We start from the raw sequence: 13,100 nt of genomic DNA, 5'->3' as shown, positions 1-13,100 counted from the left end.
TTACGGTAGGCTTTCGACCTGCTGCCGGTGCAAGCACCGGAGCGCGGGCTGTGGCGCAGTTTGGTAGCGCACTTGACTGGGGGTCAAGTGGTCGCAGGTTCAAATCCTGTCAGCCCGACTCAGAAACCAGCAGTTCAGCGGTGGCCTCGCCGCCTGACGACGGGAATGTCGACGCACACCGGCCGCTCTTGACGCGCGGGGCGTGATGCCGTTGGCGGATGGCGTCGATTGCTGTCTTGAGACCGCGGCGGCCGGTGGCCGGATCCGTGCCTAGGAAGCCGGGCTCGAGTCGGCGAAACATCCGCTCGCTGCGGGGTCTCCGGTGCGTTGTCGGCGTCGTCGCGCAGATACGTGTCCGGCAGCAAAAGCTTGGCGATGGTGCGCCTCGTTTTCGCGTACTGCGATAGGAATGAACCTGTGGCGTAGGGCAAGTCGTACTTGTCGCAGACTTCGCGCACTCGCACTGAAACCTCCTGCAGCCGGTTACTGGGCAGATCGGGTTATAGATGGTGTTGATCTGGTGGCGGAGGTTGCTGCTCAGGAAGTGCAGCGCGGGGCCGGCCTCGAAGTTGGCGCTGCCCAGCATCTGGCGCAGGTACCACTGTCCCCTGGTTTCGCCGATCATGTCGGTCTTGGTGAATTTCTCTGCGCCATCGGGGAAATGGCCGCCGAAGATCACCGCGTTGGCGCAGATGTTGCGAATCACGTTGGCCACGGCGTTGGCCTTCAGCGTGGACGTGTAGGTCGCGGCCGGCGACAGCAAGGTCAGCGCCGGGAACGCGACGTAGTCCTTGAGCACCCGCCTGCCGGCCTTGCTGGAGAACTTGCGTGTCGGCTTGAGGGTGATGTCGCGGTCCGGTCCCGGCTTCAAGACTTTTTTCGAAATCGACGGTCTGCAAACCGATTCCCCACTCGAACCCGATCGCCAGGACGGCTGGTCGCGCGTGACTCGCAGGATGAAGTAACCCACGTCGTCGTCCATGCTGAGGATGTTGGTGTACTCGCGGTGCGCGATGTTGTGGGCGGAAATCCAGTGCTTCGACGCCGCGCTCATGTCCCGCTCCCACGTCGAGGAGTGGATCTCGGGATCGTTCATCCAGTTCCACTGCCCATGCATGACGTTGTGGCCGATCTCCATGTTCTCGATGATCTTGGTCATGGCAAGGGTCACGGTTCCGGCCCACCCGCCCGGCGTTTCGAGCTGCCGGCCAGCATGATCCGGCCGGTCACATCGAAAACACGTTGCGCACTAATGGTTCGGCGGATGTAGCGGGCGTCACGCTCGCCAAGGGAATCTTCGATGTCCAGCGGGACACCGTCCGACTCTGCGGCCAGATTTCCGAGGTCTGTCTCGATCAGTGGGCGAAGGTTGGGACGTCAATGATCGCCATAACTCCCTCTCATTCGTACGGTGTAGCGGATCGCCGTACCCGCGACCGAGATTTCGGTGGTCGTCTGGGCGGCAACGTGAAATTCAGTGGCTCGGGGCAAGCGGTGCGGGGCAGGGCAAGCGGTGCGGGGCAGGGCAAGCGTGCGGGGCACGGTTCATTCGGCCGGCGGAAAGCTGTTGTATGGGACTCATTCTCGAACAACCCTTACCCGAAGCCGGCGTTCGCCCAGGCTCGATTATTGCCGGCAGTTCTCAGCGTTTCGGCGGCCGAGTGACGGGTAGCCCGTGTGTTAGGCAGAAGGTGGGCCCCGGGGTAGCCGTGCTGCTTAGCCCCCGGGAGTCATGAAGCGGCTTCCGGGGGCGTTTCAGCCCCAGGGTTTTCACCGGCGTCATCAAGCGTTGAGAGGTGTATCGTCAAACTCATCAGCAAACCCAGCTAGTCCGGGATGAGTTAGCAATTTGAGCTGACCGCGCCGAGCAACCGCTCACGCCGGACACGCCGGTGTCAACCGCAGTTGGGATCGCTTTGAGCGCCTTGGCTCCCCTTCATAGACAAACGGGTCCCGTTGTGGATCAAGCAATTTCCGATGCCCCGAGTTTCGGCATTCTGGGAGCGTATCCACCGACACGATCCGGGTCGGCGCGGTTCGGCGCCGCGCTGGCCTCTGCGTTGACCGCTTATGGCGCCGACGTCGGCGTCGTGCGAGTGTCCGACGGGACGCCGTCCGCGAGCACCCGCGTCGTGGCTGAGCTGCTCGCTGACTCACCGCTGTCCGTCGCGGCCTGCGCTGACGTGTTGAACCAGAGCGACGTTGCGGTCATCCAACATCAGCACGGAGTCTACGGAGTCGTCGACGAAGACGCCGTGCTCGACATCGTCGAGAGACTGCGCGTGCCGTCGATCGTGATCGCTCATACGATCCGCAAAAGCCCGACACGACAACAGCGTTGTGCCTTCGAGGCCATTGTCGCGCGGGCCGACCGGCTGGTCGTGATGTCCGAGGTGGCCGGCGAGAGGTTGCGCTGCGGCTTCGATATCGATCGCCGCAAAGTCGCCGTCATCCCGCACGGAGCGAGCGTGCCGACGACCGCGTCCATCCGGGGCGGTCGACCGACCCTGTTGACGTGGGGCCTGCTGCGCCCCGGCATGGGTATCGAGCGGGTGATCGACGCGATGGGCTCGCTGAGTGGTCTGCCCGGCCGGCCGCGGTACCTGATTGCTGGCCCGACGCATCCGAGCGTGCTCGCCACCGCTGGTGAGGCGTACCGCGATGCCCTGATCGCACAGGCGCTGCGATGCGGCGTCGCTGATTCGGTGTTCTTCGATGCGGGCTACCGCAACGGCCCGATGTTGACCGCCCTCGTCCAGGCCGCGGCCGTCGTCGTCTTGCCGTACGACTCGGCCGATGAGGTCACGTCGGGGGCCCTGGTCGATGCTGTCGCGAGCGGCCGGCCCGTTGTGGCCACCGCGTTCCCACACGCCGTCGAATTGCTCGGAAGTGGCGCTGGAATAGTCGTCGCGCATGACGGGCCGGATGCGCTGGTGGCCGCCCTGCGTCGTGTGCTGACCGAGCCGCGTTTCGCCGGTGCGATGGCGGCTGAGGCCCGCCGATTGGCACCGGGATGGCCTGGCCGCTGGTCGCCGGCGCGTATCTGGCGCTGGCCCGTCGAGTGGTTGCGCAGCGACGGGTATGGGCATGACCACAACGCGCCAGCCCCGATATTCGACCGTCTGCTGTGGCTAAGGAATAGCCTGACGCGGCAGTGCCTTTCGTTGTCAGCAATGACGACCGCCGGCGTTTGGCCGGCGATTTTGGAGGTTCAACCATGACAGTTACCGTGACTCTGCGAGACGGAGCAATCGTGCGGTATATGCGGTTCGGCGACGCCTACCGCAAGCACAGCGATGGCACGCTCGACATCGTTCGCAATGGCGTTAAGCGACCGCACACGTATGCGCGCGACGAGTGGTCCGACGTTGCCGGCGACGAAAAAAGTTGGAAGAAGATCCGTTTCTGGGATTGATCCCACCGGGAGTGGTCTTGCGGGTCCTCGCCAGCAGCGGGGAGCACCATCTAGCGCCCGGCGGGTCGCACGACGGGGGCGGCTTACAGTGGAAGCGTGGACGTCTACGCCAGGAACAACATCAAGATCGTTGGCGCCCCAGACGGGCCACTTATCCTGCTCGCGCATGGATTCGGCTGCGATCAGCAGCTGTGGCGTCGGGTCGTCGACCGGCTGCAGCGGGACTTTCGCCTGCTGCTCATTGACCACGTCGGCTGCGGGGCGTCGGATCCGGCGTGCTGGGACGCGCAGAAGTACTCGTCGCTGACCGGGTACGCTGAGGATATCGTCGACATCGTTCGTGGGCTTGATCTGCGCGATGTCGTGTTCGTTGGGCATTCCGTGGCGGCGATGATCGGCACGCTGGCGGTCATCGTCGAGCCCGATCGGTTCGCCAAGCTGGTGATGCTGACGCCGTCGCCGTGCTACATCGATGACGACGGCTATCGCGGCGGTTTCTCGCGTTCCGATATCGACGAACTCCTTGATTCCTTGGAGCTCAATTACCTGGGCTGGTCCCACATGATGGCACCCGTCATCATGGGGACCCCGGATCGCCCCGAGCTGCAGGACGAACTGGTCGAGACCTTCTGCCGCAATGATCCCGAGCATGCTCGCGTATTCGCCCGCGCCACATTCCTTTCCGACAACCGCGACGACCTTGCACGGATCCCGGTTCCCACGTTGGTGGTTGAGTGTGTCACGGATGCGATCGCACCGCGCGAGGTCGGCGCCTATGTCCATGAACATGTCCCGGACAGTCGACTGGTCACTCTCGAGGCCTCTGGCCATTGCCCCCAGGTGAGTGCCCCGGACGCCACCGCATCCGCCATTTCGGCTTTCGTCCGATGGGCGTGAGCGACCCCAGCCTGGGGGACTTCTGGGAGAACAGTCCTTGTGGCCACCTCATCGCCCGGCCCGATGGTCGAATCGTCCGGATCAACGACACCATGATCCGCTGGTTGGGCTATCAGCGGAATGCTTTAGAAGGCAGACTATTCAGTGATCTGTTCACCGCCGGGGGTCGGATCCACTACGAGACCCATTTCGAGCCGCTGCTCCACATGAGCGGTGAGCTCAACGGTGTCACGGTTGACCTCGTGGCGGCCGACGGGGCACGTCTGCCCATGTTTCTCACGGCCAACGTCAAGACGGGTCCGCACGGGCGGCCGGAATTGCTGCGAATCAGCGCGGTTGACGCGGCAGACCGCCGGTCCTACGAACGCGAGCTTTTGGAACAGCGGCGGCGGGCCGAGGCCGAGCACGACCGGGTACGGGTGTTTGCCGACACGCTACGGCGCTCGCTCCTGCCGCCAGTGCTGTCCCCGCCGGACGGGTTGGACGCGGCGGACTACTACCACACCGCGTCCGATGACGACGTGGGCGGCGACTTCTACGATCTCTTTCCACTGTCCCGCACCAGGTGGGGTTTCTTCCTCGGTGACGTCGTGGGCAAAGGGGTCGAGGCGGCGGTGGTCACCGGACTGACCAGGTATGTGCTGCGCTCCGCAGCTGTATCCGACGACGACCCGGTTCACGTGCTGCACAATCTCCACGCCGTGCTCGGCCAGAAGCTCGGCACCCGGAACGAGAGCTTCTGCACCGTGATCTATGGCAACCTGACCAGGCGGGGCAATGGCTTTGACGTTTATCTCGGCAGTGGCGGCCATCTACCTCCGGTGCAGCTGCGCGCCGACGGCGCTGCCCACTACGTAGATAGCATCGGCGGTCACGCCGTCGGCCTCGTCACAGAACCGCGCTTCGTGGCTACCAGGTTCCATCTCGGGCCCGGCGACACGCTGATGCTCTACACCGACGGACTGACCGAGGCCAGTACCGGTGTCGGTCGCGAACGATTCGACGATCGAGGCGCCCTGCTGCGCTTCGCAACATCCCACGCGCCCGCGACGGCGCCCGCCATCGTCGATGCTGTCCACGCGTTGCTCGACGACCTCGGTTCCGGCGTCGAGGACGACGTGGCTGTGCTGGCGGTTGGCGTGCCCCCCTCCGCCGGCGAGGCCGAGTAACTCACTGCCGCCCGGCCATCTCAATTCGTACACCGCAGCCATGCGTGGCGCGGGGGATCTGCCGGCTGAGTTAGCCTTGGCGTCGCCGACGCGCCAGCGTGTTGCGTGAGTGTGCCCCGAACGCCTACGGTCAGGGCCACGGCGTCGAGCCCCTAAGGCAGGTGTATTCAAGCAGAAGGCTCAACGCCCTCCGGATCGCTAGGGTCCGAGCAGGCTGCCGTATGTTCCGACTCCGGACGAGGGCAACGACGGTAACTGCGCAGTAGTGCAGCCGTATTCGCGGCCGACGAGAAGTGACTTGTCGCCCGATGCCGCAGCCCTGCTGATCGAGAATTATCCGGCTTACCTGACTTTGCGCCTAACGTCGTGCCTCCCGTGCGACTGACACACACAGATCGGACATACTTCTCATGCTGCGGTTCGCAAACTCCCCCTGGCTGCGTGTGGTCGTACATACGCCGCTCAGCGCCCCCGGATCTCACTGATTTTCAATGGCTATCACCGATGTACCTGAATACGCCCACCTGAGCGAGGACGACCTCGAGGCGTTCGCGGCCGACCTGGACGCGATCCGCTGCGATATTGAGGGTTCGCGCGGCGCCAAGGATCGGGCATACATCGTGCGCGCGATCGCTTTTCAGCGTGGTCTCGAGATTGCAGCGCGGTTGGTCATTGCCACGAGCAGAGGCAAGCGCGGGTGGGCCGTCGGGACGGCGGTGCTGGCCGCGGCCAAGTGCATCGAGAATATGGAGCTCGGCCACAACATCAGCCACGGTCAATGGGATTGGATGAACGACCCCGAAATCCACTCCAGCACGTGGGAGTGGGACATGGCCGGTCTTTCGTCGCAGTGGCAGCACTCCCACAACTACCGGCACCACGTCTTCGCGAACGTCGTCGGCGTCGACGACGACCTCGGGTTCGGCATCATGCGCGTCACTCGGGATGAAAAATGGCAGCGGGGCGCCTTGGTGCAACCATTGCGTGCGGTGCTGCTGGCCCTCTTGTTCGAGTGGGGCGTGGCACTGCACTGCCTGTACTCGGTGCAGGAACTCGAGAAGACGGCTGCGGGTAAATCGGGCCACGCCAAAGCCCTGGGCCGCAAGATTGCTCGCCAGGCCGGCAAAGACTATGTCGTGTTCCCTGCGCTGAGTCGCCGGCGGTGGCGCCGCACCCTGGGGGCCAACGTGGCGGCCAACGGGCTGCGCAACGTATGGGCGTATCTGGTCATCGTCTGCGGTCACTTCACCGATGGCGCGGAGAAGTTCACCGAGGCCGTGCTGCAGGACGAGACGAAGGCCGAATGGTATCTGCGGCAGATGCTGGGTGCCGCAAACTTCCACGCCGGGCCGGTCATGGCGTTCATGAGTGGGAATCTTTGCTACCAGATCGAACATCATCTGTTCCCCGATCTGCCGAGCAACCGGTATCCCGAAGTCGCCGCGCGGGTGCGCGCATTGTGCGTCACCTACGACCTGCCTTATACGACCGGTCCGTTGGCCCGTCAGTACCTGCTCACCATGCGCACCATCTGCAAATTAGCGTTGCCGGACCGGTTTCTGTCCGCCTCCTCTGATGACGCGCCAGAAACGGCCTCGGAGAACAGGTTTCGGGTCGCGGGGGAACCGGTGACGCGATCGTCAGCGAGTGGCGATGTCAAGCGGCGGGGATTGTCAACAGCGATACTCGCCCGCGGCAACGCACAGGGGCGCCGCAGTCGCGGGCCGTTCACCGCGCAGGCCTCCTAATCAGAGTGCAACGAGATGGATTTCGTCCGTCCACGCGGACGATTCGCCATCGCCCCGTTACTCCCGTACCTGGCGATTGACCAGACCGACGACGTACCGCGAATCGATCTCTTCGCCGCCGTCGCCGTAGTAGACGCGGTGGGGCCCGCTGGCGGTGTCGTCGGCGGTGTGCGTGACTTTGATCCACCTGCCCGACGTCGGATCCTGGAGCATGTCGCCCTCCCGGATCTCCGACAGCGGCACCTTCTCTATGGCATGTTCAGAACTCATGGCTCTTCCGGACTGTCGTGGTAAAGAGCGTGTGTCCACCCTCCGGGGATCGTCCCGACGATCACCTTGAGGATTACCCCAGTCAACCGCACGGGTCGATGAGGGATTCAACCCGGCCACCCCGACCCGTTGGCCACCACGGCTGCGTCGCGCTCGTAAAAACCCCCAACTAGTGAAAGGCTGGGGGGATGATCTCCCCGACGAGCCACGCGGTCACCACCGCGGCCGCCCGGCCCCTGTTCGGCTAAGTGTGGCAATCCACGAGCAACTCCGCGCGGCTGTCGACGGCCGGCGCGGGACAGAGGCCGCCGACCGTTTGTGCGAGGCTTGCGTGGTTCTGCTCGACGTGGATGCGGCCGCAATCTCGATAATCTTCGACGGCGCGAGCACCGGAACACTGGGAGCCAGCGGCGAGCCAGCCCGCAGGTACGACGAACTTCAGTTCATCCTCGGAGAGGGCCCCTGCCTGGATTCGGTCGCCTTGCGGATCCCAGTCCTGGTCGTCGACCTCGCCGACCCCGAGGAGGCGCGCTGGCCCGTCTATGGCCCCGCCATGCTCTCCCACCAGATCAGGGGCGTTTACGCCATACCCGTCGTGGTCGCCGGGGAATTTGTCGGCGCGCTCGACCTCTTTAGCGCGCGGCCGGGTCCGTTGCCGGGGGACGAACTGACCGGTGCTGTCGCCGCCGCGGAGCTCGCGGGGATTCCGCTGCTGGATCTCTTGGACGCCGACCTGCAGGCTGCCGTTGCAGACCCGAACAGCGATGCCTGGGCCGAACTGCACGCATTGGGTCGTGCCGAGGTCAGCCAGGCCACCGGAATGCTTGTCGCTCAACTCGAGGTGGAGCCGGCCGAGGCGCTGATCCGGTTGCGGGGCCATGCCTACGCCACCGGCCGCAGCGCGACCGACGTCGCCCGCGACATCCTTGATGGCCGTCTGCGACTCGAGGCGGACTGAGGCGTCTTGACGGAAGCCAAGAGTCAGGAAGGAGGACAGCGTGACCGAGACCCCTCGCGAAACCCGCGTGCTGGACGCCGTTGTGTCGATCGTCGACAGTCTGCTTGACGACTTCGACGTGGTTGACCTGTTGACCGGGCTGACTGAGCGATGTACGGATCTGCTCGACATCGAAGCCGCGGGATTCCTGCTCGCCGACCCGTTGAACAAGCTTCGCCTGTTGGCCGCCACCTCGGAGGAGGCCCGCGAGCTGGAGCTGTTCCAGCTACAAGCCGACGAAGGCCCATGCGTGGACTGCTACAGCAGCGGCCAACCGGTCTCCGTCGCCGACATCCACGGGGCGCTCGAGCGGTGGCCACGGTTCGTTCCGGCCGCGGTCGACGCCGGCTTCGCATCGGTCCACGCGGTTCCGATGCGCGCCGCCGGCATTGTGTTGGGCGCGCTCGGCTTGTTCGGCACCCGCCGCGGCAAGCTCAACAACGCCGATCTACTCGTCGGTCAAACCCTCACGCACATAGCGTGCGTGGCGATCCTCCAAGAGCACCCGCCGACACCGTCGACCGTCATGCCGCAACTGCGATCGGCGCTGACCGGCCGCGTGGTCATCGAGCAGGCCAAGGGTTTGGTCCGTCAACTGCTGGATGTGTCGGTGGAGGATGCCTTCAGGCTGTTGCGGATTTATGCGCGAGCCAACGGCGAACATCTGACCGACGTTGCACGCAAATTGATGAGCGACCGTTACTCGCGGGTGCTTATCGTGGCGGAGTTGGACGAACTGCGCGCCGGCCACGATAAGTAACGCGTTCAGCGACGCCGTGCTCGGGCGCGCCGTGTGGCCTCCTCGACCAACCGCTCGGCGACGGTGTGCAGTTTGACGTTTTCGGTTTGGCTGAGCTGGGCCAGGCGTTCAAACGCCTCCTTCGCGCCCGCACCCGATCGGCTACGTATGATGCCGATCGCCTGATCGATCACCGATCGGCTGTCCAAGGCCCGCTGCAATCGCAGTGTCCGTTCGTGCGCAATGGCCAGCAACTGGGCGTTGTACACCGAGACGGCGGCGGGCTGGGCGAACTGCGACCCTAGCTGCACCGCGTGCTCGGTGAACGCGTCGCGGGCTGCCGCGTAGGCGTTGATCGAACCGATTACCTGGTCGCCCACGATCAGCGGCAGCGCCAACGCGGAGTGCATGCGCATGCGGGCCACCCGGCCACCGAAGTGCGGCCAACGGATGTCGCTGCCCAGTGATCCGCTCACGGTAGGGCGCTGAGATTCCATGCAGGTGATGCAGGGGCCTTCGTGCAGTTCGGTGTATTGCACGGTGTCGATGTCGTGAACGAGCACCGCTGTCGCCGCCCAGGTGTGGACGCTGGAGATGCCGTGCGCCGGATCGATCAATGAGACGCCGACGCCGTCGGCGCCCGGAATCGCTTGCGCGGCGAATTCCGCCACATCCCGGAGTAGGTCGATCACCCCGCGGCCACCGGCCACAATCCCGGCCACTCCGCGTAGCCCCGCGTACAGCTCGGCCTCGTCCGCCTCCAGCTGGCTGGGGGAGAGTTCTGGCACTGCGGGCGTCCCGCGGTTGGGTTGGGGGTCGAAGTCCGCCAACGTCCCTCCTCGCGTCCACCCTCGACCACCAACGTACTCTCTGCCGGGCTCCCGAAATTCAGCCGACGAGTGCCAATGTGTGGGCGCGCCGCAGCTTGCCGGACGGCGTCTTGGGAATCGTTCCGGGCTCGAGCACCAGCACATTGCGCGGCCGGACGTCGACCTCGGCAACCACCTCGTGTGCCACCTGTTGTTCGATGCGGCGCACTTCGGCCGTGTTCTGCCAGTCGTTGGACTCCACGGCGATCGCGAACGTCTCGCGCGAATGTCCCGCTTCCAGGCGCACCGCCACGGCCCCACCTGGCCGTACGCCGGAAACTCGCGCGGCGGCGCGTTCGATATCGGTCGGGTAGATGTTTCGCCCGGCCATGATGATCACGTCCTTGACTCGCCCGCAGACGACGACGTGACCGGTCTCGGTGAGGTAACCCAGATCGCCTGTGTCATACCAACCCTGCTCGTCCTGTGCCGAGACGAAACCGGCCATCGTCTCGTAACCCAGGGTCACCGGCGCGCCGCGCACCTCGATGACGCCGACTGCGCGGGCGGGCAGAATGTTGCCGTCTTCGTCGATGATGCGCGCCTCCAGTCCCTGAAGTACGCGCCCGAGCGTGGCCAGTCGCCGGGTTTTACCCTTGGTCGCCGGAACGGCCCGGTGCAGTACGGCAAGCAGGTCGGCGTCGACCTCATCGATCACCAGGCCCGCGCCGCACTCAGAGAACGACACCGCCACGGTCGTCTCGGCCATGCCGTATGCCGGCAGAATCGCCTCGGGATGCAACCCGAACGGCTTGCCCGCGTCACAGAAGTCTTCGACGTCGGCGGGTTCGACCTGCTCGGCGCCCGACAGCGCCCATCGCAGGGTGGACAGGTCGAATTGGCCGGGCTCGGCCAGCTTGCGTAGGCGTTTGGCGAGCAGCGTGTAGGCGAAGTTGGGCGCCGCGGTCATGGTGCCCTTGTACTTGTCGATGAGCCGGGCCCACAGCAGCGTGTCGCGCAAAAAGTCCATCGGTGTGACCTTGACGAGTTCTGCCCCGAAATACATTGGCACGGTTAAGAACCCAGTCATGCCCATGTCATGGAAGAGGGGCAGCCAGCTCACGATCACGTCGGTCTCGATGTCGACCTGCGCGCCGGTGAACATCGCCTCGGCGTTCGAAACTATATTGCCGTGGGTGATTCGCACCGCCTTCGGTGCCCCGGTAGAACCCGACGTCAGCTGAAGAAGCGCGACGTCGTCGTCGTCGGTCTCGACGGGGTCGATCGGGCGGCTGCCGAGCAGTTGTTCGATGGTGAGCACCTGCATGCCCAACTCGGACAGCACCGAGGCCGCGGCCATGAACGGGTCCGAGATGACGACCGTCTTGGCGCCGATCATCTTGATGACGGCGGTGGTCTCCTCGGCCCAGCGCGCGAGATCGGTGCGCGGTGTGGGCTGGTGGAGCATCGTGAGGCTGGCGCCGCGCATCCAGATACCCTGGCTGGTCGGCGCGATTTCGGCGGGAGCACCGGCCAGCACCGGCACGGCATCGCCGCGGCCGACGCCTCCGCTGGCCAAGCCACCCGCAATGCGACGGGCCCGCTCGTGCACCTCGCCCCAGGTGTGCCGGACGGGGCAGTTCGGCTCCCCGGTGACCAGACCCTGCGAACTGGACTGGGCGGCGAAAAACATGGTTTCGGTGAACTTGCTCAAAATCCCCCCTTTGGTGCCGGCACTGCGGTTGAGCCCCAGTGCCAGTGGCGGAGTTCAACGGCGAACACCAGGACGCGTCGGTCGCCGAAGGCGTGGGCAGAAGCCGCGAAGCTCGCATCGAAGTTGCGGGGGCGGGCACCATTGGTGTCGTTGCGCTACGGCCGCCCGCCCGGGACCGAGGCTGACGATGACTATGGCGGGGTGGTTGCCCCTTTTCACGCACAAAACGGATCAACCGTCACTCGGCCGAAGTGGCGGTTCGAGCGTTTCAGACGCCTCGACCTTACGTTTTGAATGGCAATCAGGCAGTCAGGCGCGCCGACATTGCCGAGAGGTGCGGTCACCCTTGCAGCGCTGAGCACGCGACTCCGTCAACTGTCAGTCCAACAGCACAACCCGATAACTGTCGGCGATGCAGGGATTGCAGACACGTCACAGGCGGGGACCAGATAGATCGCCACCGGTCGTTCCGGGAGGCTGGGGAGTCAACCGCATTACACCATATACCGGAAGGTCGGACTTGATCGCTGAACTCGGGATGAGCCGTGGGGTTTATCGATGCGCCTGGGGGGCCGTCGTAGCGTTCGGCGGGCGATCTGGCCGGGAGCGGTTTGCCCGATCAGTGTTTGAAAGCGTCTTTGACCTTGGCCCCTGCTTGTTTCATATTGCCCTTCATCTGATCGGCGCGCCCCTCGGTACGCAGGCGGGTGTTCCCGGTCGCGCGGCCGAAAATCTTTTTGGTGGCGCCCTTTGCCCCTTCGAGCTTATGGGCGATCTTGTTACCGATGCTCATGCTTCTCACCTATTTCGTTGCGATTCTTAGTTCAGGAGCCCAGAGTTGGCTAGGTTCGTCCGCGTTGCCTGGACTTGGCGCCTACCAGCGTCCGCTACCAGCGCGCGGGTAGGTCGGTAGGCGACCGTACGGCCGGCGACCCAGGAGACCCCACTTATTCCTCGGTCGGATCCCGGCCGCTTCCGAATTCACGGTGGCGCCACCTGTCACACCGGGCTGGTGGTCGAAGTCAAGGTCTCTGTGCAAAAAGTCCGCTTCGCGCTGGGACCTTTGCAGTTCACGTCGGGCGTCACGTCCACGTGCCGCGGTACGTCGCGCACCGGCCAGCAACACGCTCATGCCCAACATCGCCAGCGCACCAATCGCGATCCCGAAGAGGAACAGGGTGCCGGTCGAACCCGTGACGTGATAGCCCATTACTGAGAAGCTCTCGCTCAGCGCATGCGTGGCTCCGGCATTGTTGAGAACGCCGGCGAACCCCACGATGACGGCGAAGAGTAAAACAACTAATCCGACAATGACAATCATCTCGAGGTCTCCAATTTTGCG

General features: G+C 64.7%; 13 protein-coding genes and 1 tRNA gene. 8 read left to right on the top strand and 6 right to left on the bottom strand.

Annotation, left to right across the window (positions count from 1 at the left end):
- Positions 1-44 precede the first annotated feature (44 nt).
- Positions 45-118 (top strand) — tRNA-Pro (locus tag DQP58_RS09840).
- Here the strand turns inward: DQP58_RS09840 and DQP58_RS09835 are convergent.
- Complete coding sequence (locus tag DQP58_RS09835) at positions 110-1,159, bottom strand: fatty acid desaturase (protein ID WP_240629703.1); 1,050 nt, start codon at positions 1,157-1,159, stop codon at positions 110-112. The two genes, DQP58_RS09840 and DQP58_RS09835, sit on opposite strands and share 9 nt — an antisense overlap.
- 733 nt (positions 1,160-1,892) lie before the next feature.
- Between DQP58_RS09835 and DQP58_RS09830 the strand changes: the two genes are divergently transcribed.
- The 5 genes from DQP58_RS09830 to DQP58_RS09810 all read left to right on the top strand — a co-directional run bounded on the left by DQP58_RS09830 (position 1,893) and on the right by DQP58_RS09810 (position 7,229).
- Positions 1,893-3,221, top strand: coding sequence for a glycosyltransferase (locus DQP58_RS09830; RefSeq protein WP_346427270.1), 1,329 nt, complete (start codon positions 1,893-1,895; stop codon positions 3,219-3,221).
- Positions 3,222-3,262: 41 nt separating this feature from the next.
- Positions 3,263-3,415 (top strand): hypothetical protein, encoded by a 153-nt coding sequence (locus DQP58_RS09825; RefSeq protein WP_430915812.1) that lies wholly within the window; start codon positions 3,263-3,265, stop codon positions 3,413-3,415.
- Positions 3,416-3,511: 96 nt separating this feature from the next.
- Complete coding sequence (locus tag DQP58_RS09820) at positions 3,512-4,312, top strand: alpha/beta fold hydrolase (protein WP_112708217.1); 801 nt, start codon at positions 3,512-3,514, stop codon at positions 4,310-4,312.
- A complete protein-coding gene (locus DQP58_RS09815) occupies positions 4,303-5,481 on the top strand; it encodes a PP2C family protein-serine/threonine phosphatase (protein WP_112708216.1) in 1,179 nt (392 codons plus the stop codon). The genes DQP58_RS09820 and DQP58_RS09815 overlap by 10 nt, the downstream gene beginning before the upstream one ends.
- Before the next feature lie 491 nt (positions 5,482-5,972).
- Positions 5,973-7,229, top strand: a complete 1,257-nt coding sequence (locus tag DQP58_RS09810; protein ID WP_112708215.1) for a fatty acid desaturase family protein — start codon at positions 5,973-5,975, stop codon at positions 7,227-7,229.
- Positions 7,230-7,286: 57 nt separating this feature from the next.
- Here the strand turns inward: DQP58_RS09810 and DQP58_RS09805 are convergent, their stop codons facing one another.
- Positions 7,287-7,499, bottom strand: a complete 213-nt coding sequence (locus DQP58_RS09805) for a hypothetical protein (protein ID WP_133259354.1) — start codon at positions 7,497-7,499, stop codon at positions 7,287-7,289.
- Between the two features lie 250 nt (positions 7,500-7,749).
- On the opposite strand from DQP58_RS09805, the gene DQP58_RS09800 reads away from it, so the two are divergent.
- Together DQP58_RS09800 and DQP58_RS09795 are read left to right on the top strand one after the other, a co-directional pair.
- Complete coding sequence (locus DQP58_RS09800) at positions 7,750-8,457, top strand: GAF and ANTAR domain-containing protein (RefSeq protein WP_112708213.1); 708 nt, start codon at positions 7,750-7,752, stop codon at positions 8,455-8,457.
- Between the two features lie 40 nt (positions 8,458-8,497).
- Entirely contained in the window at positions 8,498-9,256 is a 759-nt protein-coding gene (locus DQP58_RS09795; RefSeq protein WP_112708212.1) for a GAF and ANTAR domain-containing protein, read from the top strand.
- Between the two features lie 5 nt (positions 9,257-9,261).
- On the opposite strand, the gene DQP58_RS09790 is transcribed toward DQP58_RS09795, so the two are convergent.
- The 4 genes from DQP58_RS09790 to DQP58_RS09775 all read right to left on the bottom strand — a co-directional run bounded on the left by DQP58_RS09790 (position 9,262) and on the right by DQP58_RS09775 (position 13,079).
- On the bottom strand, positions 9,262-10,065 hold the full coding sequence (locus DQP58_RS09790) for a GAF and ANTAR domain-containing protein (RefSeq protein WP_112708211.1): 804 nt from the start codon (positions 10,063-10,065) through the stop codon (positions 9,262-9,264).
- Positions 10,066-10,123: 58 nt separating this feature from the next.
- The gene (locus tag DQP58_RS09785; protein ID WP_112708210.1) at positions 10,124-11,758 is read right to left on the bottom strand and encodes a fatty acyl-AMP ligase; all 1,635 of its coding nucleotides are present in this window, start codon (positions 11,756-11,758) and stop codon (positions 10,124-10,126) included.
- Between the two features lie 619 nt (positions 11,759-12,377).
- Complete coding sequence (locus tag DQP58_RS09780) at positions 12,378-12,551, bottom strand: CsbD family protein (RefSeq protein ID WP_112708209.1); 174 nt, start codon at positions 12,549-12,551, stop codon at positions 12,378-12,380.
- Between the two features lie 81 nt (positions 12,552-12,632).
- Complete coding sequence (locus DQP58_RS09775) at positions 12,633-13,079, bottom strand: hypothetical protein (protein WP_240629701.1); 447 nt, start codon at positions 13,077-13,079, stop codon at positions 12,633-12,635.
- Between the last annotated feature and the right edge of the window lie 21 nt (positions 13,080-13,100).

Origin of the sequence: Mycobacterium colombiense (genome assembly GCF_003284975.1) — a bacterium.
In the GTDB taxonomy this organism is placed as follows: Bacteria; Actinomycetota; Actinomycetes; order Mycobacteriales; family Mycobacteriaceae; genus Mycobacterium; species Mycobacterium europaeum_A.
The sequence above is the reverse complement of the archived record's forward strand: the minus strand, read 5'-3'. Positions and strand labels throughout refer to the sequence as shown.